Raw genomic sequence first — 24,622 nt, 5'->3', positions numbered from 1 at the left:
GGCCTTTCTCCGCAGAAACGGGCGCGGGCGCGTGGCCCACCGACTGCATTGCTCAGCAGCGGAGGAAAATCGAAATGCGACCCGGCAAAGCCATCCTTTTCGGCGTCCTTGGCGCCGCCGCGATCAGCCTGCTCAGCGCCATCCTGCGCGCGATCGGCCTGCCGCTCAGCATCGAGATCTACCTCGGCACGCTGACGGGCATCGCGCCGGGCGGCCTCGCGTTCGGCATCGGCCTCCTGATGCACCTCGGGTTGGGCGCGCTCTTCGGCCTCCTCTACGGCGCGCTCTTCGAGCGGGTCTGGGTCCACGGCGGCGCGCCGACGGGCATGTTGCTCTCGGTCCTCCACGCCGGCCTCATCGGCATGATGCTGGGCCTCACTCCGCACGTGCATCCGCTCGTCCCCGAAGCGCTCCCGGACCCGGGCCCGTACTTCGCGCGCCTCGGCGCGGCGGGCGTCATCAGCTTCTTCCTCTCGCACGTGGTCTACGGCGCGATCATGGGCGCGGGCTACGGCCACGTCGCGGGCGAGCGCCAGTGGGCGCCGACCGGTCGACTTTGATCCACCCGCCGGAGCGGAACGTTCCACGCGCGCGCTGGATCAACGATGTTGTCCGCTGGGGAGACGCGCCCGAGGTGGGATGACGTGGTACTGACTCAGCATGAAGGGCTTGCTCGCCATCCTTGCAGCCGCCGTCCTCGCGACGGCCACCGGTTGCGCCGCGGCGAAGCCCGTCGCGATGACCCCAGTGGTCGCCGAGCCCGACCCGTGGGCGGGCTTCAACAACGGCTACGCGAAGCCGGAGCCGACCCCGGAGCCGGAGAAGACCGAGGCGAAGGCGGATGCGAAGCCGGAGCCGACGGCGAGCACGCTCGAGGCCGAGAACGACGACGTCGCGCCCCAACCGGTGAAGAAGGCGAACAAGAAGAAGGCGAAGAAGGCCAAGAAGCCCCGCGCCACCGGCGTCGCCGGCAAGAAGCCACGCAAACGCACCAAGCGCACGAGCTGACGCGACTCAGCCCGCGCGCACGGGAAGGACCTACTCCTCCGCGTTTGCGCCGTGCGGGCCGTGGGGGAGCGCGACGTTGGGGTCGAGGCCCGGCGGGAGGTGGACCTTCGGCTCGGGGCGGCCGGTGAGGCGGCGGAAGAAGCGGCCGATGTCGTCGAAGTAGGAGTACGCGACCGGGGTCGCGAGGAGCGTGAGCAGGAGCGACAGCGTCTGGCCGCCGACGACGACGCCGGCGGTGGCGCGGTTGTACGCGGCGCCGACGCCCTTCGAGAGGACGAGCGGCATCATGCCGGCCACGAACGCCGCCGTCGTCATCAAGATGGGGCGCAAGCGGTCGCGGTTCGCTTGCAGGATCGCCTCGTCGCGCGCCATCCCCGCCGCGCGGAGCTGGTTCGTGTGGTCGATCTGCAAGATCGCGTTCTTCTTCACGACGCCGAAGAGGACCAGGATGCCGAGGATCGAATAGAGGTCGATCGCCTGGCGGAAGATGATGATCGACAGCACCGCGAAAGGCAGCGTCAGCGGGAGCGAGAGCAGGATCGTGATCGGGTGGAGCCAGCTCTCGAACTGCGCCGCGAGCACCAGGTACATGAAGATGAACGAGAGGAGCACCGCGATCGCGAAGCTCTTGAAGACGCGCACCATCTCGCGCGTCTGGCCGGTCGGCTCCGCGGTGTAGGCGGGCGGGAGGTTCTCCTCCTTGATGATGCGGGCCAGCTCGTCCGCCACCTTTCCTTCGCTCACGCCCGGCGCGACGTTCGCGAGGATCATCACGTTGCGCTGGCGGTTGAGGTGGTTGATCTGCGACGGGCCCGTGCCGCGCGTCAGGTCGACGACGCTGCGGAGCGGCACGTTGCCGAGGCTCTGCGACGGGACCGTGAGCATCGTGAGGCCGACCTGGTCCGCGCGGTACTCGCGCTCCGCGCGCACGCGGACGTCGTACTGCTCGCCCTTCTCTTCGTAGGCCGAGACCTTGTCGCCGTCGACGAGGAGGCGGAGCGCCATCGCCGTGTCCTGCACCGAGACCCCGAGGTCGGCGGCGCGCGGGCGGTCGATGTGGACGCCGATCTCCGGCTTGCCGACGATGAGCGACGAGTCGACGTCGACCGCGCCCGGCACCTTGCGGAGCTTCTCGAGGACGTGCCCGGTCGCGACCTCGAGGCCCTTCAGGTCCGGACCGCGGATCGTGTACTGGATCTTCGCGGTCGAGAACCCGCCGCCGCCGAACGCCGCGACCTCCTGCACGTTGATGCGGTAGGACTTGTCCTGCTTCGACGTGATCTCGTGGCGCGTCCGGTCCATCAGCTGCGCCTGGGTGAGCTTGCGGTCCTCCGGGTCGGCGAGGCGGACGTAGATGCGGCCGACGTTCTGCGTCTTCGCGTTGTCGTCGCCGACCGTCATCAGCGTGCGCTTCACCTCCGTCCACGTGCGGAGCTCGCGCGCCATGCGCTCGGTGATGAGCGCGGTCTGCGAGAGGCTCGTGCCCTCCGGCGTGCGGACGACGACCTCGAAGTGCGCCTCGTCGTTGACGGGGAGGAAGCCCTTGTTCGCCGCGCCCGCGAGCGGGACGCAGGAGCCGAGCGCGCCGCCCGCCGCGAGGACGACGATCCAGCGATGGCGGATGACGACGCGCAGCACCGCCATGTAGACGCGCTCGATCGGGCGGTAGAACACGTCGGTGACGCGCTCGCCGAGCGGCTTCTTCGCGCCGGGGACCTTCTCCTTGAGCCACCGGCTCGTGAGCATCGGCGTCAAGCTGAAGGCGACGAAGAGCGATATCGCGATCGACATCGCCATCGTCACGCCGAAGCTCTTGAGGAAGCGCCCCGGGATGCCGCCGAGGAACGCGACCGGGAGGAAGACCGCGATGAGCGAGAGCGTCGTCGCGAGGACGGCGAGACCGATCTCCTTCGTCGCGAGGAGCGTCGCCTCGCGCGGGCCGTAGCCCTTCTCGTCGACGTAGCGGAACACGTTCTCGAGCACGACGATCGCGTCGTCGATGACGATGCCGACCGCGAGCGCGAGCGCGAGGAGCGTGATCGTGTTGAGGGTGAAGCCCTCGAACCACATCGCCGCGAACGTGCCGATGATCGAGACCGGGATCGCGATCGCCGCGATGATGGTCGAGCGCACGTTGCCGAGGAACAAGAAGACGACGATCGCGGCGAGGATCGCGCCGCCGACGAGGTGCTCCTTCACGCCCTCGACCGAGGTGCGGATGACGCCCGAGTCGTCGCGCACGACGTCGACGGTGGCGCCTTGCGGGAGCGTGCGCTTGAGGTCGGTGAGGCGCTCGCGGATCGCGTCGACGACCTCGACCGTGTTCGCGCCGGACTGCTTGCGGATCGCGAGGACGACGGCGGGCTCGCCGTTCAGGTAGGCCGCGGTCTGCGCCTCCTCGCGGCCGTCCTCGACCGTGCCGACGTCGCGCACGCGGATCGAGTGGCCCGCCTCCTGGCGGACGACGAGGTCGCCGATCTCGTCCGGGCGCTCGACGCGGCCGTGGATGCGGAGCGTGAGCTGCTCCGGCCCCGTGTCGACGCGGCCGCCCGGCATCGTGAGGTTCTGCGTGCCGATCGCGCGCTGGACGTCGAGGGCGGTGATGTTCACCGCGCGCATGCGGACCGGATCGAGCCAGACGTTCACCTGCCGCTTCTGCCCGCCGACGATCGCGACCTGACCGACGCCGTTCACCGACTCGAAGTGCCGGCGCACGCGCTTGTCGGCGAGCTCGGTGACCTCCTGGATCTGCTTCCCGGGGTAGCGGAGCGCGAGGTAGATGACCGGCGACGCGTCGGGATCGAGCTTCTGCACGGTGGGCAGGTCGATGCCGCGCGGGAGGTCGGGGATGATGAGCTGGAGGCGATCGCGGACCTCCTGCGACGCGACGTCGGTGTTCTTCTCGAGGACGAAGCGGATGATGACCTGCGAGACGCCTTCGGTCGTGATCGACTGCATCTCGTCGATGCCGCTGATCGTGTTGCAGGCCTCCTCGACCTTCTCCGTGATCTCGGTCTCGACGTCCTCCGGCGCCGCGCCGGGGAGGCGCGTGATGACGACGACGATCGGGATGTCGATGTTCGGGAAGCGGTCGAGCCCGAGCTTCCCGTACCCCGCCATGCCGATGACGGAGATGAGGAGGACGAGGACCGTCGCGAAGATCGGTCGCTTGACGCAGATCTCTGCAAGCCACTGCATGAGCCGCCTCGACCGACCTACTGGACCTTCGCGCCGTCGCGCACGTCCGCGCCGGGGCTCAGGATGACCTGCTCGCCGACCTTCATCCCGGCGAGGATCGCGACCGCGCCGTCCTTCTCGGACCCGGTCTGCACGATGCGCTCCTGCACGTGCTTGTCGACGACGACGTACGCCTTCGTCGCGTCGGGCCCCTTCTGCAGCGCCGCGAGCGGCACGGTGGGGAGCGGCTTCTCCGCGGTCTCGAGCTGCGCGACCGCGAACATGCCGGGCTTCAGCTTGCCGTCCGCGTTCGGGCAGAGCGCCTCGATGATGAGGTCGCGCGTCTGCGGGCGGACGTTCGGCGCGATGTAGCGGACCGTGCCCTGGAACCGATCCTTCTCGAACGCGGACACGCTGAACGTGACGACCTGCTCCTGCTTGAGCCCGCCCACGTTCGCCTCCGGCACCGTGAGCTCGAGCCGCAGCGGGTCCGGCGTGTAGAGCGAGACGATCGGCGTCTGCGGCGCGACGTACTGCCCGACGTTCACGAAGCGCTCGCCGACGATCCCCGCGAACGGCGCGCGGATGACCGAGTCGCCGACGATCTTCTGCGCGCTCTTCGTCTGCGCCTGCGCGGCGGCGACCGACCACTGCGTGGTCTGGCACTGTGAGGTGGTGCGATCGTACTCGGCCTGCGAGATCGCGCCCGAGTCGCGGAGCGCCTTCACGCGATCGCACTCGCGCTGCGCCTGCTCGAGCTGCGCCTGCGCGAGCGCCGACTGCGCGTTCAGCGTGTTCACCTGCAGGTTCGCGCCGCGCGCGTCGAGGAGCGCGAGGGTCTCGCCCTGCTTCACGTGCTGGCCGCGCTCGACGAACGTGGCGGTCACCTTCCCCGCTCCGTCGGCGGCGACCTGCGACTCCTGGCTCGCCTTCAGCGTGCCAGTGAGCACGAGGTGCTCCGGCATCGGCTTCTCGACGACGGGCGCGCTCTGTACCTTGATCGGCGTCCCCTCCGACGTGGCGGACGTGAGCTGCGCCTCCCCTTCGGCCTGCGGTGGTTTCTTGCAGGCGACAGCGAAGAACGAGAGGGCGGCCACGCCAACGACGAACCGCCAACGAGCAAGTTGCATTGAGATCCGACGTCTATTCGAGGGGTTATCGCCGGTCAAGGAGCCGGCCAACGTAGAGATGCCGCAAGAGGTCTCGGCGTTGCGCGCCTTTTTTAGGCCTCCGGCGGCAGGAGTCCAGCCCGGCGGTAGGATGCACGGTTCCATGAGGGCCCTCCTCCTTCTATTAACGGCGCTCCTCACCGCGTGTGCAGGGCACCGCCACCCGGTGCGTCCTCCGCCGCCGCGCGAGGCCGTCCCGCAGGACGAGCCCGACGTCCCGGTCCCGAACGACGGGGTCCGGACCGTCCGCGCGAGCGGGCACGGCGCGACCATCACCACGATCGACGTCTCGCGCGATCGACGCTGGGTCGCGACCGGGGACGAGCACGGGGTCGTGAAGCTCTGGCAGGCCGAGCCGCTCCGCGAGCTCGCGACGTCGCTCGTGCCGGGCTCGGTCGCGGGCGTCCTGGTCACGAGCGAGGGCGAGGCCTTCGTCTGGACGAAGGAAGGTCGCGCGACGAGGTGGAGCCCGCGATCGAACGAGGGGCACCGCGAGCTCGCCGCGACCGGTGTGCGCGCGGTCGCGATCGCGGACGACGGCGCGATCGCGATCGTGAGCGATCGCGTCCGCGTGGAGCGCGAGAGCGATCCGCTGCCGGAAGGCCTCGGCGACGTCGTCGCGGCGCGGTTCGACGACGCGGGAGGGCTCGTCGTCCTCGGCAGCATGGCGATGGTCCGCGTCCGCGACGCGCGCGGCGCGCCGGCCTTCGACGACACGGTCGTGAACGGATTCTGGAGCAAGGCGCTCTCGGGCGACGGCGCGACGATCGCGGGCAAGAGCGCCACGTCGATCGAGACCTGGCGCAAAGGCGACGAGACGCGCCGCCCGCACGCGGCCGCGGGCTCGACGCTCGACGCGATGGCGCTCTCGCGCGACGGACGCTGGCTCCTCGTCCAGCCGCCGATCGGCAAGCACGACAGCCGCGTGATCGAGGTCGCGACGAGCCACGCGTCGTCGGCCGGCGCGTTCGAGTTCGACCAGGCCTGGCTCGACGACGAGCGCATCGTCGCAAGCAAGGGCGAGGACCTCTTCTCCGTCGACCGAAGGACCGGCGTCGTCTTCGCGCCCGCCCGCAGCGCGACGGTCTCGGCCCTCGCGGTGACGCCGGACGGCAAGCGCCTCGTCGCCAGCGGGGCAGCGGTCCATGTGTGGTCGCTCGACGGCGGGACGAAGGTCGTCGACGTCCCGCGCGCCGACGGGGCGGGTGGAATGAGCCTCTCGCCGAGCGGCGAGCTCGCGCTCCGCCCGAACCGCCTCGGCGGGATCTTGCTCCATCGCGTGAGCACCGGCGCGGCGCTCGACGGACCGTCCTTCACGCACGAGGTGGGCGCGGTCTCCTTCCTCCGCGACGGGACCACCTTCGCGATCGCGACCCGCGACGCGATCGCGCTGCGGACGCCGGCGAAGGACGAGGAGGAGCGGCTCTTGCCGCTGAAGGCGATCGCGCTCGGGACCGCGCTCGCCGTCCGCGCCGACGATCGCGTGGCGGCGGTCGGCGGCGAGTCCACGCGCGACGAGCCGATCCTCGCGCTCCGTGCGCTCGACGGGGACGGCGAGCGGATCCTCGCGCGCGGTCCCGGCGCGACGGCCGCGGTCGCGTTCGCGCCGGCCGGCGCGCTCCTCGCGAGCGGGCACCGCGACGGGACGATCCGGCTGTGGGACACGACCGGCGACGCTCCGATCCGCACGATCGACGCCGGCGCGCCGGTGCTGTCGCTCGCCTTCCGGAGCGACGGCAAGGTCATCGCCGCCGGCGCGCGTGACGGCAAGGCTCGCGTCTTCGACGTCGCGACGGGCGCGCGCCTGCTCGAGACCGCGCCGGTCCCCTCCTGGGCGAACGCGGTCGCGTTCCTCCCCGACGGCCGCGTCGTCTCCGGACACGACGACGGCGGGGTGCGGCTCTGGGATCCGCGCGGCGCGCTCGCCGCCGAGCTCGCGACGGTGGGCGCGCACGACTGGCTCGTCCTCGGCGCGGACGGCCGCTTCGAGAGCCGCTCCGCGCGCGCCGAGCGCATGATCGTGTACGGCGTGAAGGACGGCGCGGCGGCGCCGTGGGACGCGTGGGCGGACACGCGCCGTCGCCGCGGCGTGCTCGGACGCGCCGTCGACGGACGCGCGCCGCCGGCCGAGGCGCCGAGCGCGATCGTGCAAGGCTGGCCGGACTCGCGGTTCGAGTCGCTCGCGTTCGATCCGACGAGCGCGACGCTCGCGACGGTGCAGCGCGAAGGGGTCCTCCTCTTCGACGTCGCGACCGGTCTCCTCACCGCGCGCCTCCCGGGGAAGGATCGCGCTGCCTTCTCGCCCGACGGCGCGACGATCGCGACCGCGAGCGACGAGAGCCTCTTCCTCTCGGCGCGGACGGGCGAGCGGATCGCGGAGCGGCCGCTCGGAGGTCACGGCCGGAGGCCGCTCTCGTGGAGCGATCCGCGCCACGTCGTTGTTCATGGCGGCCGGTCGCTCTCCGTGCTCGAGGACGTCGGCGAGCGCGCGAGCACGCTGCCGGCGAAGGTGATCTCGGATCTCCTCGCGGTCGCGGGCGACGTCGTCGTGGGAGCGCGCCGGTCCCCGCTCCTGTCCTTCGAGAAGGACGGCAAGGACCACACCGGCATGCTCCAGGTCTTCGACCTCCGCGCCGCGGCGCCGCGCGAGCTCCGCTGCACGTCGCGCGCGATCGTCGCCGTCGCAGCCGCCCAGCGCGGGGAGCTCGCCGCGTGCGCCGACGACCGCGGGCTCGTCGTCGTCGTCGACGTCGCGACCGGCGCGCGGACGCGCTGGCGACCGCTCGTGTACGGCGGCGCGTGGGGAACGGAGGGGCACGTCGAGGCGATCGCGCTTCACCCCACGCGGCGGATCGTCGCCGCCGCCACCACCGACGGTCTCTTCGTGCACGACCTCGACGCGGGGGCGACGACGAGGCTCGAGCCGCGCGCGACGCAGGCGCTCGCGTTCTCGCCCGACGGCGCGCTCCTCGCCTCGGGGCGGTCCGGCGAGCTCGCGCTCTGGGAGACCGGCGGATGGCAGAACGTCCGCGACCTCCGCTCCCGCACGACCAACATCGTCTCCCTCGCGACCGATCCGCGCGCGCCGCGCATGTTCGTCGCGAGCGTGGACGCGACTTCGCGCGGCGGACAGGACCTCGTCTGGGACGCGCGCGACGGCGGCGGCGAGCGGAAGATCCGCCCGCCGATGGGCGCGAGCGCGAGCGCGGGCTCGTTCGCGCCGGACCGCGACGTGCTCGTCACCTCGCGCTACCGCGAGATCGACGCCGCGGAGGGGGCGGCGAGGAAGGAGCTCTGGCGCGTGACGAAGGCGAACGGCCCCTTCGGACTGCTGCAGCACGTCGAGCACGCCGATCGCGGCAGCGCGATCGTGACGCTCGACGGCCACGCCGCGATCGTCGCGCACGAGGCCGCCACCGGCGCCGAGCGATGGCGCGTGCCGCTCCAGGGCGACCACGTCTTCGCGATGGCGGTGAGCCCGGACGGCTCTCGCGTCGCGGTCTCCTCTCAGCGCGACGAAAGATCGGTGGAGGTCTTCGCGACGAAGGACGGCGCGCGCGTCGCCGCGCTCGACGCGAGCGGGAGGTTCCTGCGCCCGATCGCCTTCGCGTCGGATCGGGTGCTCGTCACGAGCGACGGGACCCACGTCGTGGCGTGGGACCTCGCGACGAAGCGCGTCCTCACGACGCTGAGCGGCTTCCCCGGCTTCGCCGCCGTCGCGGCCTCGCCGCGCCAGAAGCTCCTCGCGGTCGGCGACGAGGCGGGCCACGTCACGCTCTTCGACACCGAGACGTGGCGCGAGCGCGGGCACGCCGACCTGCACGCGCACGCGCCGTCGAAGCTCGGCTTCTTCGGGGACGGCCGCACGCTGGTGTGGCTCGACACCGACGGCTCGGGCCGGCTCCTCGACACGGCGTCGGGCGTCGTCACCACCTTCGCCGCCCTCCCCTCCGGCGGGCTCGTCCTCGTCGCCGACACCGGCGCGTACCTCGCGCCGCGCGACGCCGCCGGCGCGCTCGGGTTTCGCTGGGGGGACCGCGTCTACCCCTTCGAGCAGTTCGATGCGCTCTACAACAATCCTGCCGGCGCCCTCGCGCGCGTCGGCTACGCGCCGAAGGACGTGGTCGACGCTTACGACGCCGCGCGGCGAGAGCGGCTCCGAAAGCTCGGGGTCGCGCCCGACCGCGCCGCGTCGCTCGTCCGCGGCGAGGTCCCGACCGTCACCGTCGCCGGCGTCACGCCCGTCGCGAAGGACAAGACGCTGCGCCTCCGCGTGAGCGCGTCCGACCGGACGAAGAAGCTGCATCGGCTCCACGTGATCGACAACGGCGTGCCGCTCTTCGGCGCGGGAGGAAAGGCGCTCACGCCGGCGCCGCGCGTGGAGGAGGAGGTCGCGATCGAGCTCGTGCCCGGCTCGAACAAGCTCCAGGTCTCGGTCGAGAACGAGCTCGGCGTCCTCTCGCTCGAGGCGACGGCGGTGACGACGTACGTGGGCGCCGCGCCGAAGCCGGTGCTCCACGTCTACGCGATCGGCGTAACGGAGTACGCGCGGCCCGAGCTCGCGGGTCTGCGTTATCCCGCGAAGGACGCGCGCGACTTCGCGAGCGCGTTCAAGCCGGGCCCGTCGTTCGCCGGCGTCCGCACGACGGAGCTCACGAACGCGAAGGCGACGCGCGCCGCGATCCTCGCGCTCCGCTCCGAGATCGAGAAGACGAAGGCGGAGGACGTCGTCGTCCTCTACGCGTCGGGGCACGGCGTCCTCGACCGGAGCGGCGGCTACTTCTTCGCGCCGCACGACGCCGACGTCGCCGACGTGCAGAGGACCGCGGTGTCGTACGCCGCGATCGAGGGGCTCCTCGACGGCGTCCCCGCGCGGAAGAAGCTCCTCGTGATGGATAGCTGCCACGCCGGCGAGCTCGACGCGGCCGAGGCCGCCGAGATCACGAAGAGCGGGCGCGTGAAGGTGACGAGCCCGACGCCGGCGTCGCGAACGACGCGCGCCGCGCAGCCGCGTGACTTCTTCGCCGATCTCCGTCGCGGGACCGGCGCGCACGTGCTCGCCTCGTCCGCGGGCGCCGAGTACTCGCTCGAAGATCCGGAGTGGAAGAACAGCGTCTTCACCTACGCGCTCCTGCAGGGGCTCCGCGAGCGGAAGGCCGACGCCGGCGAGGACGGTGAGCTCAAGGTCTCGGAGCTGCGCGCCTACGTGAGGAAGACCGTCGCCGAGCTCACCGCCGGACACCAGACGCCGAACGCGCGGCGCGAGAACCTCGAAGCCGACTTCGACCTCACGCCCGACGCGCCGCGCCGCGCGAAATTCGAGCACGAGCAGTGCGCGCTCGACGCCACGCGCACGACGTACACGTGCGGCGCGTTCACCCTGATCGTGAAGCCGATCCCGACGACGGATCCGATCGCCCGCGCGCGGGGCCTCGTGAGCGCGGAGCAGACACAAGCGAGCGGACCGAACCTCCGCTGGCGCTGGACGCTGTCGGCGCTCCCGATCGGCGCCCTCGTGCCGACGACGTCCCTCCACGCCCACTTCATCGCGGTGGACGCGGCGGGCGAAGAGGTCCTCGGCGGCGTCGTCGCGGTCATGCCCGACGATCTCGGCGGGCGGCGCAGCGTCCGCTGCACGGTGGAGGACGCGCTCCCGGAGGCGATCGCGCGCTGCGAACGCGCGATCGAGGCGCTGAAAGGAAAGCCGCTCCCCGCGGTGGCCCCGCCGTAGCGCGGCTAACGCCGGACCTGGCCGTGCGGCGTGCCCTCGCCGTAGCCGGCCCAGGTCTGGACGCCGATCTCGGCGCGCTCGTGGAACTCGTCGACGGTGCGGGCGCCGACGTACGTGAAGGCGGACTGCACGCCCGTGATCATGTCGACGAGGATCCCGGCCGCGCTCTCCTGCCCCGCGCGGAGGTAGATGCGCGACGTCGAGATGCCCTCGCGGAAGAAGCCCTTCTTCGCGCGCTCGAACACGTCGAGATCGGCGGTGCGCCCCTCCACCGCGCGCGCGCTCGCCATGCCGTAGTTCTCCTTGAAGAGGAGGCCGTCCTTGTCCTCGAGCACGTCGCCCGGGCTCTCGTAGGTGCCCGCGAGCGCGGTGCCGACCATCACGCGCGCGGCGCCGGCGGCGAGGTAGAGCGCGACGTCGCGCGGGTGGCGCACGCCGCCGTCGGCCCACACGTGCCGGCCGAGCCTCCGCGCCTCGCGCGCGCAGGCGAGGACGGAGCTGAAGGTCGGGCGTCCGGCAGCCGTCTGCATGCGCGTCGTGCACATCGCGCCGGGGCCGACGTTGACCTTGATCACGTCGGCGCCCGCTTCGATCAGCGCGCGCGTGCCCTCCGCGGTGCAGACGTTGCCGGCGACGAGCGGGACGCGATCGCCGATGACGGCGCGCACCGCGCGGATCGCCTCGAGCATCCGCCGCTGGTGGCCGTGCGCGGTGTCGAGGACGAGCGCGTCGACGCCGAGGTCGAGGAGCTTCTTCGCGGTGTCGGCCGCCTGCGCCGAGATGCCGACCGCGGCCGCGACCATGAGCTCGCCCTTCTTGCTCAGCGCGGGGCGGAGGAGCTCGAGGCGCACGCAGTCCTCCTTGCCGAGGACGCCGACGAGGCGGCCCGCGTCGTCGACGACGGGCGCGGCCTTGACGCGCTCCTCCTCCATGCGGAGGAACGCGTCGCGGTTGGGGACCCCGACCGGAAGCGCCACGATCCGCTTCGACATGACCGCCTCGACCGGCGTGTACTGATCGCGGTTCGCGAGGACGGAGTGCGTGACGACGCCGACGGGACGGCGCAGCTTGTCGACGACGACGACGAGATCGTGCGAGCGCTTGCGGATGATCCCCTGCACGTCGCGCAAGGTCGCGCGCGGCGAGACCTCGAGCGGCGTGTCGTAGCGGACGTCGGCGCCGTGAATGTGCTTCACGATGCGCTCCACGGTGTGGAGCTCCATGTCTTGCGGGAGCACGCCGAGGCCGCCGAAGCGCGCCATCGTCTCTGCCATTCGCTTCCCGGTCACCGCGTTCATGTTCGCGGAGACGATCGGATGCGAGCTGCCCGCGAAGTCGGGCGGCGTCAGATCCGTGTCGAGGCGCGAGCCGCCGTCGAAGTAGCCCGGGTTGATGAAGACGTCGTCGGTCGAGAGCTCGAGGTGCTCGTCGTGAGCGGGGTGCATGAAGCGCAAAGCGCGCGGACGCTACCCTCACCAGACAAGGATCTCCATCTCCTTGCCGAGCACACGGCGCAAGCGACCACGGAGGAGGAGCCAATCACGAAGCGGGACGACCATGCGGAGAGTGTGTGCAGGCGGCGGGCCAAGCCGGAGCACCCGATCCTCGTCCCCGATCTGCGCGTCTGGCGCGCCGCCGAGCACCCGACCGCCATGGACTTGCGCAGTGGGCCTCGCGCTGCTCACCCGGCGCGGGATCGAGCCCCACCCATCTCGGATAACTTGCCGGAATCGTTCGCTTCGAGGCAAGGTCCGTGGGTGGTTCGATGTATGCAGAACCTACCCGCGATGGGCCGGGCCCTCCTTATCTGTGTCCTCCTCGGAGCCGCCAGCTTCCTCGGCGGCTGTGCGCCGGCGCTGGACGAAGACACCGAGACGGGGATCAGCGACTTGACCGGTGACGAGAACCAGGTCGCTGCGATCAAGAAGGCGGTCGGCGATGTCGATCAGGAGCACGTCGTCCTCGGCGCGAGCATCGTGGCCCCCACGATCGACGCGAGCACCGGGTCCGAGAGCGAGGGTGCTTCGCTCTTCGGGATCGACTGGCACCAGAAGTGGGCCGGCGGCAAGAGCAGCGATCACGAGTGGGCGAACGGCAGCGACCTCGGTCGCCGCTGCGCGTGGGCGTCGATCGCGCGGTTCGAGGCCATCATGGCCGACCCGCCGGAGGAGCTCGCCGATCTGCGCGCGAAGCACGACGACTGGGACGGCGCGTTCACGAACTGGAACGACGACTACGGCGGCACGACGAAGGACGGCAAGCCGGCCTACGGCGACGCGAAGGCGGCGCGCATCATGGCGACGCCCTCGGGCGCGGTGAAGTGGGTCAGCGCGACGGCGAAGGACGGCAGCTGTTACCTCCCGACGAAGGCGATGCTCTCCGCGTTCGCGACGTCGTGCGCCAAGAAGTCGAGCGTCGCGGGCTGCTCTTCATAGCAGGGGCTTTTCATAGCAGGGGCTCCGCCCCTGCACCCCGCTCGCACGATGCAGAAAAACGTCGGAACGTTTTTCTGCCGCGTGCTCGCTTGCTCGCGGAATGTCGCGAGCGCGGCTTACTCTGCGAGGAAGGCCTTTACTGCGGCGGGTACGGCGGGGTCGTGGCCTGGGGCCATGTGACCCCATGGGGATTCGGTGATGACGAGCTTCGCGTTCGTCGCCTTCGCGAAGGCCTTCGCCGGCTCGGGGCTCACCATGCGATCGTGCTCGGCGACGACGACGAGCGCCTTCGCCTTCACGCGCTTCGCGGCCTTCTCGAGGTCGCCGCCGTCGCTCCGCGCGACGTCGTGGACGATCATCGCCTCGAGCTGGCGGTGCCAGTCGTTCCAGTCGAACTCGGTGTCGTTCTCGATCTCCGACTTGAACGCGGCGAACTGCGCGCGGCTCGTCTCCTGGTTCCGATGTTGAGCAGTGGAGAGCATCAACCAGTGGAGCTCGTGCAGGGCTGGGATCTTCGGCCGGTCCTGGTACTCCCCACCAGCGTACGCCTTCGATCCATCCAGGAGGTCGAGCTCGGCGTGCCAGAGCAACAGGTCCTGCGCCGTGAGCTGTGGAGTGCCCACGATCGGAACGATGCGTCCCACTTCGTCCGGGTGACTGACGGCCCACTCGAAGGACTGCATTCCGCCCATGGATATTCCCATCACCGTGTGGAGCTTCTCGACCTTGAGCACCTCACGCAGCAAGCGGCGCTGGCTCTCGACCATGTCGTGGACGGTGAACTTCGGGAAGCGAAGGCGCGGCTGCACGCGGCTGCTCGACGGTGCCGACGACACGCCGTTGCCGATCGCGTCGACGAGCACGAGGAAGAAGCGCTTCGTGTCGACGAAGTCCTTCGGCACGAACGCGAGGTGCTTCGTCGTGCCGGTGAACCACGTCGGCCAGAGGACGACGTTCGACTTCGTCGCGTCGAGCTTGCCGTAGGTGCGGTAGCCGATGCGGCACTCCTCGATCGTCTCGCCGCTGTCGAGCGCGCACTTGCCGAGCTCCGCGATCCGCAGATCGCCGTCGCCGGCGGCGGCCGTGACGACGGTGGGGACCTGGCCGCCGGCGGGCTTCGCCGGCGGCGGAGACGCACATGCAACGGCGCAGAAAACCAGAGCGATCACGGGGGTACGCATCGGTTCGCAGACTACCGCCGCTCGTCCCGTCGCATTCCTCCTTGCACGATCCTTCCACTCGCACCACACTTCCCTACATCGTTCGATGCGTGCTCTCTTCGTGGCCCTGACCCTGCTCGTCGCGACCCCCGCGTGGGCGTATCCGCGCGTCGCAACGGAGACGACGACGGCGGAGAACGCGCCGTTCCGCGCGAAGCTGATCCTCAACGCGTCCATCGCGCGTCGCGCCGCGACGACGCTGCGCTCGATCGCGAAGCAGCAGGCGCCGGCGAAGCTCTCGGCGACGGAGAAGAAGCGCTTCGCGGAGCACTCGAAGTGGCTGAGCGACAGCGCCGCGAAGATGGAAGCGGTCCACGAGCGGATGCAGAAGGTCCTCGCGAAGGGTGACAAGGCCCCGGCGACCGAGATCGCGACGATGAGCATGGAGTTCGTGAACCTCCGCGACGCGATCGAGGCCGAGGCCCGCCGCTTCGCCGACCTCAAGCCCGCCGCCGCCCGCCACGCCGCCGCAATGAACGCCGTCCGCGCGGAGAAGTAGCCTCACGCCCGCCCGCCCGCCCGTCCGCGCCCGCGCCCGCGCGGAGAAGCAGCCTCACGCCCGCCCGTCCGCGCCCGCGCGATTTCGGGTGTGCTCAGGCTGGGCCCAGCGCGAGGAAGGCGGCGCGGTCGAGGGTCGTGACGTCGGCGGGGAGCGCGCTCGCGGGCAGGAGGAGGCCGGAGGCGTAGCGCCAGGCGCCGGCTTCGCGCACGAAGCGGGAGAGCTCGGCGAAGGAGCGGTCTTGCCCCTTCTCGAAGACGCGGGCGTGGAAGAGCACCTCGTCCTCGGCTGCGTCGAGGATCGTCAGCTTCATGAAGCGCTGGCGATCCTTCGCGCGACCGAGCTCGCGCGCGGCGGCGGCGCGGGGCGCGGCGCGATCGGGGTGGTCGCTCGCGAGCGTGTCGTAGAGGTACTCGCCCTTGCCGAGCGCGAAGCCCGACCACCGCGAACGCATGAGCGCCTCGGGTGTGACGGCGAGCTTCGCGCCCTCGTGGAGCGGACCGCAGCACTCGCGGTAACGAGCGCCCGCTCCGCACGGGCAGTCACGTACGTTCACGCGTGCACCTCGGTCCACGCCCGCGCGACGACGGAGGCGGAGGAGCGGCGGCGATGCGACCGCGCGACGGCGGAGGAGCGGCGGCGATGCGACCGCGCGACGGCGGAGGAGCGGAGGCGATGCGTCCGCGCGTGGATCGACCGCCCGGCCGCGGGCCTGCTCCGCGCGGCGGCGGAGGAGGCGGCGGCGATGCGTCCGCTCAACGGCGGAGGCGGCGGCGGCGGGAGACGAGGCCGATCGCGATCGCGCCGAGGCCGAACACGACGAGCGACGACGCGGGGCCGCCGGTCGCGTTGCAGCCGCTCCCCTCGAGAACGCCGTCCTCCGCGTTGGCGCCGGGCGCGCCCGCGTCGGGATCGCCGCTCGAGGAGGGCGGGCGGATGATGACGTTGCCCGAGCTCGACGAAGAGCTCGAGCTCGTCGACGACGCTCCGCCTTCGGGGGCCGGCACGTCCTTCTTCATGTCGAGGTAGTTCGGGATGCCGTCGCCGTCCTCGTCGTCGCGGCCGTCGTCGCCGTCGCTGAAGGTGTTGTTGTTGGCGTCGGAGTCGAGCCAGTTCTTCTTGCCGTCGCCGTCGACGTCGTCGTTGTTCACCGCCGCCAGCTTCGAGTCCGCGACCTCGTCCTTCGTCGGGATGCCGTCGTTGTCGTCGTCGGGATCGCGGAAATCTGCGAGGCCGTCCCCGTCGGTGTCGAGGATCGGGCCCGCGTCGCCGACGCGCGCCTCCTCCGCGTCGGGGATGCCGTCGTCGTCGCTGTCGAGGTCCAGCGCGTCGATCGTACCGTCGCTGTCGCTGTCCACCTTCTCGAACGCCCCGCCCCCGGGAGGCGTGACCTCGGTCTTGTCGTCGATGCCGTCTCCGTCGGTGTCGGGCAGCAGCGGATCGGTGCCGAGCAGGATCTCGATCTCGTCCTGGAGCCCGTCGCCGTCGGTGTCGACGTCGACGCAGGCGCCCGTCGTCGTGTCGCAGGTCGGACCGGTGTGCCCCGGCCCGCAGTCCGCGCTCGACTCGCACTTCTTGCACGCGCCCTGATCGACGCCGGCGAGGACGCAGTTGGGGGCGTCTTCGTTCGGGCACTGCATCGCGGCGCCGCTCCCGCGGTCGCCGTTGCAGCGCGCGCAGGTGCGGGTGGAGGGATCGCACGCGGGGCGATCGGTCGTGCAGAGGCTCGTGTTGTTCGGCGAGCAGACCGTGCAGCGCCCGTCGTACGCGCTGCCGACGTTGCAGGCGGGCGCGGCCGCGGTCGGGCACGGCGCGATCGCGCCGGCGGCGCCGAAGTGAGCGTCGCACTTCGTGCACGTCCCGGTCTCGGTCGAGCAGGCCGGGTTCACGACGTTGCAGAGCGCCGTGTTGGTCGCGTTGCACTGGCGGCAGCTGCCGGCGAGCGTCGTCCCGGCCGGCTGGCAGGCGGGGGCGCTGACGGAGGTGCACGGCGCGCTCGCGGCCGAGCCGCGGTCGCCGTTGCAGGTCGAGCACGTGCCGGTCGCGCTGTCGCAGACCGGCGTGTCTCCGGTGCAGGCGCTCGCCAGCGCGATCGTGCACACCGAGCACTGCCCGGCGATCGGCCCGGACTGGTTGCAGTACGGCTCCGCCGCGTCGGGGCACGCGAGCGGGCCGGTGCCGATGTTGCCGGTGCAGCCGGCGCAGGTGCCCGTCTGGCGGTTGCAGATCGCCTCCGCGGGATCGGCCGTGCACGCGTCGTTCGGGTTCGCGTTCGGGAGCGAGGCGTTGCGGTAGGTCGTCATGCCCTCGACGGAGTCGAGGACGCAGTCGTTGTCGGCGTCGGTGTCGAGCGCGTCGATCGGCCCGAGGCTGTCGGAGTTCACCGCCGCGAAGTCACCGCCGCCCGCGGGCGTGAGCTCGTAGAAGTCGGGGATGCCGTCGCCGTCGCTGTCGGCGTTGTTCGGCATCGTCCCGAACACGTCCTCGAGCGTGTTCGACACGCCGTCACCGTCAGAGTCGTACGACGTCGTGCAGAGGTTCCGCCCCCCGCCGTTGCACGTGTACGCGTCGCTCCAGCTCGTCGAGAGCGTCGTCGAGGCATCGCCGTCGAAGATGTCGGCGCCGAGGTTGTTCGCCGACGTCGCGCTGACCGTCACCCCGCAGACGAAGCGAAGAGCGGTCGCCGCCGTCACACCACCGGTCCGGAGGTTGGCCCACGGAACGGCGACGTCCACGAAAGAGTCCGCGTTGCTCGAGAAGGTGGAGTCCGCGACGGACACTCGCGCATGCGTGTTCGCTGCGAAGTTGGTCGACGAACCGTCCGCGGTGTCGGTCGACGCGTTCGCCGGTGCAGGCGTCGTCGTCGAGTTCGACCAGAGCTTGACCGCATCCGTGCCGTTGCCGTCAAGCGTGACCAAGCGGTCCCAGAAGTTGTTGTTGTTGACGTCGATCATGCAGCCGTAGCCGCGATTGTTGCCGAGCGAGCCCAACGTCCCGGGGCTGCCGTTGATGCGGACGCGGAAGTAGAGGAAGGTGGCGTCCGAGGCGACGTACGCGGCGGGGAACGTCGCGTCACCGACGATGTCGCGGTAGTCCGCGTTCGCGTTCGGGAGGTCCCCGATGACGTTGCCGCCACGCCGGATCGGGATCCAGAACGGGTTCGCGTTCGTCGGCGGGTTCGGGAAGGTCTGCGCTTCGGCGCTGTGCTCGATCGTGAGCGCAGCGGCGAGGACGCCCGCGAGCGCGAAGCTCCTGATGATCTGACGCATGGTTTCACCCCTACTACGGCTACGGCGAAGGCTTCGCAGCTTCTGACGACTCGATGTGGAACTCGACGCGCCGATTCAGAGCGCGACCCTGATCCGTATCATTGGCTTCGAGCGGACGCTCCTGTCCCCAGCCAACGCTCGTCAGACGTGTCTTCGCTATCCCCTTACGAACAAGCCAGTTGACGACCGCGGCCGCGCGCGCGTCGCTCAACTTCTTGTTCCAGGCCGGGTTTCCGCGGTTGTCGGTGTGCCCCTCCACCCGGACACGCGTGATCTCGGGGTGGGCGGAGAGGATCTCCCTCACCGCCTCCAGCACCTCGAGCGTCTCCTTCCCGGTCGAGAGCGTGTAGCTCCCGACCACGAAGTTCACCTGCTCCTTGATCCGGATCTCACCGCCGGAGATGAACGCGATCGGGCAGCCGTTGCGCGCGGGGTTCGCGTGCGCGGGGCCCGCGTTGTCGGGGCACGCGTCCGCCTCGTTCGGGATGCCGTCCTTGTCGCGATCGGGGTCCGGGCAGCCGTTCGTCTTCGGGTCGTCCGTCTTCGGACCGGCCTTGTCCGGACACGCGTCGTCCTCGTCCCAGATCCCGTCCTCGTCCTTGTCGGTGTGGATGACGCAGCCGTTCTTGGACGGATCGGCGTTCGCGGGACCGGCCTCGTTCGGACACGCGTCGAGCGGGTCCATGATCCCGTCCTTGTCGCGATCGTCGCAGCCGTTCGTGCGCTTGTCCTTCGTGCGCACGCCGTAGACGTCGGCGCACGCGTCCTCCTCGTCGACGATGCCGTCCCCGTCGGTGTCGACGTTCACGCACCCGTTGCGCGCCGGATCCGTCGACGGCGTCCCCACCACGCGCGGGCAGGCGTCGTCCTTGTCGAGGATCCCGTCGCCGTCGGTGTCGAGCTCGGGGTCCATCACCCACTCGATCGACCCGACGACGCGGACCTGCGGCGAGCCGTAGCCGGCGGTGACGGCGGTGCCGACGCCCGCGCCCGCGCGGAGCCCGAACGGCAGCCGCACGTGGCCACCGAGGAGGACCTCGAGCGGCGTCGAGCGCGTCTTGAACGCGGCGTCGCCGAGCACGGTGGAGCCGTAGAGCTCGGGGCCGATCGTCACCTTCCCGTCCGCGAGGCTCGCGCCGGCCGACACGCCGAAGGTGAGGTCGTGATCGATCGCGGTGTCGGCGAAGATCCGCGTCTGCGGGCTGCGGAACATCGCGCCGATGGTTGCACCATACACGAAATACGAGACCTTCCCCGCGGCGGAGAGGCGGGGGCCGCCGCGCACGAAGCCGTCGCTCGTGTACGAGGTCGGCGAGCCGGTCGGGAGCCAGAGCCTGCCGCCGAAGGCGACGGTGATCGGGCTCTCCGCGGTCCCGAAGAGCCGGGCGTCCGCGCCGAAGCGGAGGTCGCCGATGCCCTGCTCGTTCTGCGGGCGGTAGAAGGTCTCGCCGCGGAGGCCCGCCGTCGTGCCCTCGTTGTAGAGGAGGACCGGCAGGCTCGCGCCGACACGGACGCGGTCCCAGAGCACGACGTTGGCGCCGGCGTGGGTCGTGACGACGTGCCCGACCACCGCCGCGCGGACCTCGCTGTCGGGTCCTTTGATCGCGATCGGCTGGTACTGGTAGTCGAGCGTGAGGCCGGCGGCGGGGCGGCCGTGGCCCTTCAGATCGAGCGAGTCGAGCACGAACCAGCGCGATCCGCGCTCCGCGGGCTCGAAGCGGTTCAAGTTGAAGCCGCCCGCGGCGGCGCTCCCGGACGTCGTCAGGGCGACCAGGCTCGCGATCGAGGCGCATCGAGCAAAGAGCCGAGGATCCAAGCAAAACGAGCCTACTATCCTTTGCGCCGGCGCGTGTACTTACCCGCGCCTCTCGCGCACGTGAGCGTCAACCGCTCGTGAGGACGTCGAGGAAGCGCTCGCCGTAGCTCTCGATGCGCGCCGGGCCCATCCCGTGGACCTCGAGGAGCGCCGCGCGTGTGAGCGGCTTCTTGTGCGCCATGTCGGCGAGCGTTCGGTCGTGGCAGATCACGTACGCGGGGAGCTTGCTCTCGCGCGCGATCTCGGCGCGGCGCGCGCGCAGGCGCTCGAACAGCGCCTTCGTCACGTCGTCGAGCGCGAGCTCCACCTTCGGCTTCGGCGAAGAAGAGGAAGAAGAAGCGCCGCGCTCCGCCCGACCGCGGCGGCGCGACGACGGCGCGCGCGGCTCCGCCGGGAGCCCGATGCGCGCCGGCGTCTGCCCCATCATCACCGCCGTCCCCGCCTTCGTGAGGTACGGCACGGGGTGCTCCGACGGCGTGAGATCGATCCAGCCCGCCGCGAGGAGCGAGCGGAGGAACGCCACGATCCACTCGTGCGAGCGGTCCTTCATGAGGCCGAAGGTGGAGAGCTTGGTGAAGCCCATGTTCTCCGTCTTCGCCGTCGTCGCGCCGCGGAGCATGTCCGCGATCGCGAGCATGCCGCCGCGCCGCTGCGCGCGCGCGACGGCGGAGAGCGCCTTCTTCACGAGGAGCGTCGTCTCCTCGTTCGGCGCGTCGTCGATCGCCGCCTCGCCGTCGAGCTCGAGGCACACGTCGCAGTGACCGCAGCCGCCGAGCGTCTCGTTCTCGTCGCCGAAGTAGCGGAGCACGAAGTCGTGCCGGCACGAGCGGGCGTCGAGGTAGCGGAGGAGATCGCGGAAGAGGTCCCACGCGCGCGCCGCGAGCGCGGGGTCCACCTCTCCGTCTCCACCGCTCGTCACGAGGCGGCGCCGGAGCCCGATGTCCTGGTTGCTGCAGAGGAGGAGCCCGCTCGCCTCGTCGCCGTCGCGGCCCGCGCGCCCGACCTCCTGGTAGTAGGCCTCGATCGACGACGGCGGCTGCACGTGGACGACGGCGCGGATGTCGGCGCGATCGATCCCCATGCCGAACGCGTTCGTCGCGACGACGACATGGAGCTTCCGCGAGGCGAAGCGCGCCGCGACCTTCGAGCGCTCGTCGCCGCTCATGCCGGCGTGGTACGCGGCGGCGCTCCAGCCCTTCTTCGCGAGCATGTCGGCGTACTGCTCCGTCGTCTTGCGCGTGGCGGCGTAGACGATCGCGCCGCCGCGCGGCATGCGGCGGTCGCCGAGCGCCTTGTCGAGCTCGCGCTCGAGCGCCGCCTTCGCCTCGCGCGGCCCCTCGACGTGCTGCGCGGCGAGGTGGAGGTTCGGGCGAGCGAACCCGCGAAGCACCTCCTTGCAGCGCTCCTCGAGGCCGAGGCGCTCGAGGATCTCGCGGCGCACGGCGGGCGTGGCGGTCGCGGTGCACGCGAGGACGCGCGGAGGGCGCAGGCGCTCGAGGAGCGCGCCGATCTGCAGGTACTCGGGACGGAAGTCGTGTCCCCACTGCGCGATGCAGTGCGCCTCGTCGATCGCGACGAGGGCGAGCTTGCAGCGCGTGAGGCGATCGAGGAACGGCCCGTTCGCGAGGCGCTCCGGCGCGACGTAGACGAGCTCGTAGTCGCCGCGCAGCATCGCGTCCTCGCGCGCGCGCCGCTCCGCCATGTCCACCGTCGACGCGAGGTACGTCGCCTGGATGCCGCGCGCGGTGAGGGAGCGGACCTGATCTTCCATCAGCGCGACGAGCGGCGAGACGACGAGGGTGAGGCCCTCCGCGCCGAGGACCGCGGCGGGGAGCTGGTACGTGAGCGACTTGCCGCCGCCGGTCGGGGCGACGACGAGGGCGCGGCCTGGCTCGCCGAGCACCGCGTCGATCGCCTCGCGCTGCCACGGTCGGAACGCCTCGAGGCCGAACCGCTCGCGGAGCACGTCGTCGATCGGTGAAGCCGCCATCCGCGTCGTGCTCGATAGCACGACTGCGCCGGCGGCCCCTGGGGAAAGGTCGAACGCATACATGGGCGGCGGGTCGGCCGCGCCGCGTGACGGTTGCGCTCTAAGTTCCGCGCGCGACGCCCTTCGGCATCGGGCACGAGTGCGTGCCCGTCTTCTCGTCGTATTGCTGGTGGTACTCCTCCGCCTTCCAGAAGGCGCCGAGCTTCGCGATCTCGGTCGTCACCTCCTTGCCGAGCCGCGCCGACGCCGCGCTCGCGGCGGCGCGCGCGGCCGCGGCCTGCGCGTCGTTCAGGGTGAAGATCGCGCTGCGGTACTGCGTGCCGACGTCGGGCCCTTGCCGGTTCTTCGTCGTCGGATCGTGGTTGAGGAAGAAGACGCGGAGCAGGTCGTCGTACGTGACCTTCGCCGGATCGAACTCGACGAGCACCGTCTCGGCGTGACCGGTCGTGTGCGCGCAGACGTCTTCGTACGTCGGTCGCTCGGTGTGGCCGCCGGTGTAGCCGACCGCGGTCGCGGTGACGCCGGGGACCTGCCGGAAGTTGTCTTCGACGCCCCAGAAGCACCCCGCCGCGAACGCCGCGAGCTCGTGCCCGGGCTTCGGCGCGAGCGGCGTGCCCATGCCCACGCCGCCGGGGTCGGCCCCGACGTTCGTGCGCCGCGCCGTCGCGGTCGTCGTGGTCGTCGAGGTCTTCGCCTCCGGTTTCGCCTCCGATGCCGTGGACTTGCAGCCGGCGACGAGGACCAAGAGCGCGAGCGCGAACGTCTTCATGTCTCTCTCCTCTACGCGCGGCGCGCGCTTCGGTTTCGGCGCGCGGCGACGATCTCGCCGAGCAGGATCGCGACGCTCGTGAGCGGCGCCCACCAGAAGAAGACGTGGAGCGCGCCTCTGGCGAAAATGAGCACGAGCGCGACGCGCAGCGCGTTGAAGACCAACCAGCAGACGTCGCTCGATCGGCCGCCGCGCGCCCACCACAGCCGCCCCGACGCGAGGACGGGGACGAACGCGCCGAGCCACGCCGCCGCCTCCTCCGCGAGGTAGTCCGGCGGCTGCCCGTCGAACAACCCGATGACGACGACGTAGTAGACGAACGTCGTCGTGATCGTGACGACGACGAGCAGCGGCGCGTTGTACCGCCGCTCCTCTCGCTTCGGCGTCTCCGTCGTCTCCACCTTCTCGACCGCCGCGACGGCGCGCTCGAGGTCCGCGATGCGCCGATGCGCAGCTTCGAGGTCGTCGCGGTACACGCGCGTCATGATACCCCTCTTCACATGCGCGCCGTTCGAAGCCAGTCGTATGCCGGTCCCTCCGCCGTTCGCGTCGACGCCGATCTCCCTGCGCCGAAGGCCGGGCGCGGCGAGGTGCTCATCGACGTGAAGGCGGCGGGGCTGAACTTCCCCGACGTGCTCCTCTCCTACGGCAAGTACCAGTTCCGGCCGGAGCCGCCGTTCACGCTCGGCGGCGAGGCGGCCGGCGTCGTCGCGGCGGTGGGCGAAGGCGTCACCGGCGTCGCGCCCGGCGAGCGCGTCGCGACCTGGATGGTGCACGGCGCCTTCGCGGAGCAGATCGCCGTCCCCGAGCTCTCGGTCGTGAAGCTGCCGGCCGGCGTCTCCTTCGAGGTCGCGGCCGCGACGCTGCTCACGTACGCGACGACGTACCACGCGCTCGTCGATCGCGCGGCGTTGAAGGCGGGCGAGACGCTTCTCGTCCTCGGCGCCGCGGGCGGGGTGGGGACCGCCGCGGTCGAGCTCGGCAAGCTCCTCGGCGCGCGCGTGATCGCGGCCGCCTCGACCGAGGAGAAAGTTGCATTCTGCAAGGAGCACGGCGCCGACGAGGGGATCGTCTACGGCGGCGCGGACCCCGCCGCGACGCTGAAGGAGCGCGCGAAGGCGCTCACGAACGGGCTCGGCGCCGACGTGATCTACGACCCCGTCGGCGGCGCGCTGTCGGAGGCGGCGCTGCGATCGATCGCGTGGGAGGGGCGCTTCCTCGTCGTCGGCTTCGCGGCGGGAGACATCCCGAAGATCCCGCTGAACCTCGTGCTCCTGAAGGGCTGCCAGGTCTGCGGCGTCTTCTGGGGCTCGTTCGCGACGCGCGATCCCGCGCGGAACCAGGCGAACGGACAGAGGATCTTCGAGTGGGTCGCCGCCGGGAAGCTGCGGCCGCACGTCGACGCGACGTTCTCGTTCGATCGCGCGCCCGAGGCGCTCGAGCGGATGGAGCGCCGCGAGGTGAAGGGCAAGCTCGTCCTCGTCCCGTAGCGATACGCGGCGGCTCGGTGCCGCGACGTTAACGGTTCGTAAGAACGTG

Annotated in this window: 17 protein-coding genes; 6 read left to right on the top strand and 11 right to left on the bottom strand. The window is 71.2% G+C overall.

Annotation, left to right across the window (positions count from 1 at the left end):
• Positions 1–74: 74 nt before the first annotated feature.
• Entirely contained in the window at positions 75–560 is a 486-nt protein-coding gene (locus tag KF837_38230; GenBank protein ID MBX3233225.1) for a hypothetical protein, read from the top strand.
• Positions 561–660: 100 nt separating this feature from the next.
• Positions 661–1,008: a hypothetical protein gene (locus tag KF837_38225; protein MBX3233224.1), complete on the top strand. Its 348-nt coding sequence runs from the start codon at positions 661–663 to the stop codon at positions 1,006–1,008.
• A gap of 30 nt (positions 1,009–1,038) precedes the next feature.
• On the opposite strand, the gene KF837_38220 is transcribed toward KF837_38225, so the two are convergent.
• The gene (locus tag KF837_38220) at positions 1,039–4,206 is read right to left on the bottom strand and encodes an efflux RND transporter permease subunit (GenBank protein MBX3233223.1); all 3,168 of its coding nucleotides are present in this window, start codon (positions 4,204–4,206) and stop codon (positions 1,039–1,041) included.
• 17 nt (positions 4,207–4,223) lie between these two features.
• Positions 4,224–5,282, bottom strand: coding sequence for an efflux RND transporter periplasmic adaptor subunit (locus KF837_38215; protein MBX3233222.1), 1,059 nt, complete (start codon positions 5,280–5,282; stop codon positions 4,224–4,226).
• 175 nt (positions 5,283–5,457) lie between these two features.
• On the opposite strand from KF837_38215, the gene KF837_38210 reads away from it, so the two are divergent.
• Positions 5,458–11,085, top strand: a complete 5,628-nt coding sequence (locus tag KF837_38210) for a caspase family protein (GenBank protein MBX3233221.1) — start codon at positions 5,458–5,460, stop codon at positions 11,083–11,085.
• A 5-nt stretch (positions 11,086–11,090) separates the two neighbouring features.
• Here KF837_38210 and KF837_38205 read toward each other — a convergent pair whose 3' ends face one another.
• The gene (locus tag KF837_38205) at positions 11,091–12,539 is read right to left on the bottom strand and encodes a GuaB1 family IMP dehydrogenase-related protein (protein ID MBX3233220.1); all 1,449 of its coding nucleotides are present in this window, start codon (positions 12,537–12,539) and stop codon (positions 11,091–11,093) included.
• Between the two features lie 333 nt (positions 12,540–12,872).
• On the opposite strand from KF837_38205, the gene KF837_38200 reads away from it, so the two are divergent.
• A complete protein-coding gene (locus KF837_38200; GenBank protein ID MBX3233219.1) occupies positions 12,873–13,520 on the top strand; it encodes a hypothetical protein in 648 nt (215 codons plus the stop codon).
• A gap of 116 nt (positions 13,521–13,636) precedes the next feature.
• Here KF837_38200 and KF837_38195 read toward each other — a convergent pair whose 3' ends face one another.
• Entirely contained in the window at positions 13,637–14,689 is a 1,053-nt protein-coding gene (locus tag KF837_38195; GenBank protein MBX3233218.1) for an alpha/beta fold hydrolase, read from the bottom strand.
• 112 nt (positions 14,690–14,801) lie between these two features.
• Here KF837_38195 and KF837_38190 point away from each other — a divergent pair, with 112 nt between their 5' ends.
• The gene (locus KF837_38190; protein ID MBX3233217.1) at positions 14,802–15,239 is read left to right on the top strand and encodes a hypothetical protein; all 438 of its coding nucleotides are present in this window, start codon (positions 14,802–14,804) and stop codon (positions 15,237–15,239) included.
• Between the two features lie 94 nt (positions 15,240–15,333).
• Here KF837_38190 and KF837_38185 read toward each other — a convergent pair whose 3' ends face one another.
• The 7 genes from KF837_38185 to KF837_38155 form a co-directional block, all read right to left on the bottom strand.
• The gene (locus tag KF837_38185) at positions 15,334–15,795 is read right to left on the bottom strand and encodes a hypothetical protein (protein ID MBX3233216.1); all 462 of its coding nucleotides are present in this window, start codon (positions 15,793–15,795) and stop codon (positions 15,334–15,336) included.
• Positions 15,792–15,998, bottom strand: coding sequence for a hypothetical protein (locus tag KF837_38180; GenBank protein ID MBX3233215.1), 207 nt, complete (start codon positions 15,996–15,998; stop codon positions 15,792–15,794). Before KF837_38180 ends, KF837_38185 begins: the two co-directional genes overlap by 4 nt.
• The gene (locus KF837_38175; protein MBX3233214.1) at positions 15,995–18,508 is read right to left on the bottom strand and encodes a hypothetical protein; all 2,514 of its coding nucleotides are present in this window, start codon (positions 18,506–18,508) and stop codon (positions 15,995–15,997) included. Before KF837_38175 ends, KF837_38180 begins: the two co-directional genes overlap by 4 nt.
• A gap of 19 nt (positions 18,509–18,527) precedes the next feature.
• Positions 18,528–20,324, bottom strand: coding sequence for an OmpA family protein (locus tag KF837_38170; protein MBX3233213.1), 1,797 nt, complete (start codon positions 20,322–20,324; stop codon positions 18,528–18,530).
• Between the two features lie 67 nt (positions 20,325–20,391).
• Complete coding sequence (locus tag KF837_38165) at positions 20,392–22,314, bottom strand: ATP-dependent DNA helicase RecQ (GenBank protein MBX3233212.1); 1,923 nt, start codon at positions 22,312–22,314, stop codon at positions 20,392–20,394.
• Positions 22,315–22,414: 100 nt separating this feature from the next.
• Positions 22,415–22,933: a peptide-methionine (S)-S-oxide reductase MsrA gene (gene msrA / locus KF837_38160; GenBank protein MBX3233211.1), complete on the bottom strand. Its 519-nt coding sequence runs from the start codon at positions 22,931–22,933 to the stop codon at positions 22,415–22,417.
• Between the two features lie 161 nt (positions 22,934–23,094).
• On the bottom strand, positions 23,095–23,568 hold the full coding sequence (locus KF837_38155; protein ID MBX3233210.1) for a hypothetical protein: 474 nt from the start codon (positions 23,566–23,568) through the stop codon (positions 23,095–23,097).
• 15 nt (positions 23,569–23,583) lie between these two features.
• Between KF837_38155 and KF837_38150 the strand changes: the two genes are divergently transcribed.
• Complete coding sequence (locus KF837_38150; GenBank protein MBX3233209.1) at positions 23,584–24,573, top strand: NADPH:quinone oxidoreductase family protein; 990 nt, start codon at positions 23,584–23,586, stop codon at positions 24,571–24,573.
• The last annotated feature ends 49 nt before the right edge of the window (positions 24,574–24,622 follow it).

Source organism: Labilithrix sp. (genome assembly GCA_019637155.1).
GTDB lineage: Bacteria > Myxococcota_A > Polyangia > Polyangiales > Polyangiaceae > Labilithrix.
This window is presented reverse-complemented; position numbering and strand designations above follow the sequence as displayed.

Excerpts from the sequence above, each read along its gene's own strand:
- KF837_38230 (MBX3233225.1), top strand. The coding sequence starts at position 75 with ATGCGACCCGGCAAAGCCATCCTTTTCGGCGTCCTTGGCGCCGCCGCG.
- KF837_38225 (MBX3233224.1), top strand. The coding sequence starts at position 661 with ATGAAGGGCTTGCTCGCCATCCTTGCAGCCGCCGTCCTCGCGACGGCC.
- KF837_38220 (MBX3233223.1), bottom strand. The coding sequence starts at position 4,206 with ATGCAGTGGCTTGCAGAGATCTGCGTCAAGCGACCGATCTTCGCGACG.
- KF837_38210 (MBX3233221.1), top strand. The coding sequence starts at position 5,458 with ATGAGGGCCCTCCTCCTTCTATTAACGGCGCTCCTCACCGCGTGTGCA.
- KF837_38200 (MBX3233219.1), top strand. The coding sequence starts at position 12,873 with ATGGGCCGGGCCCTCCTTATCTGTGTCCTCCTCGGAGCCGCCAGCTTC.
- KF837_38175 (MBX3233214.1), bottom strand. The coding sequence starts at position 18,508 with ATGCGTCAGATCATCAGGAGCTTCGCGCTCGCGGGCGTCCTCGCCGCT.
- KF837_38165 (MBX3233212.1), bottom strand. The coding sequence starts at position 22,314 with ATGGCGGCTTCACCGATCGACGACGTGCTCCGCGAGCGGTTCGGCCTC.
- msrA (MBX3233211.1), bottom strand. The coding sequence starts at position 22,933 with ATGGGCACGCCGCTCGCGCCGAAGCCCGGGCACGAGCTCGCGGCGTTC.
- KF837_38155 (MBX3233210.1), bottom strand. The coding sequence starts at position 23,568 with ATGACGCGCGTGTACCGCGACGACCTCGAAGCTGCGCATCGGCGCATC.
- KF837_38150 (MBX3233209.1), top strand. The coding sequence starts at position 23,584 with ATGCGCGCCGTTCGAAGCCAGTCGTATGCCGGTCCCTCCGCCGTTCGC.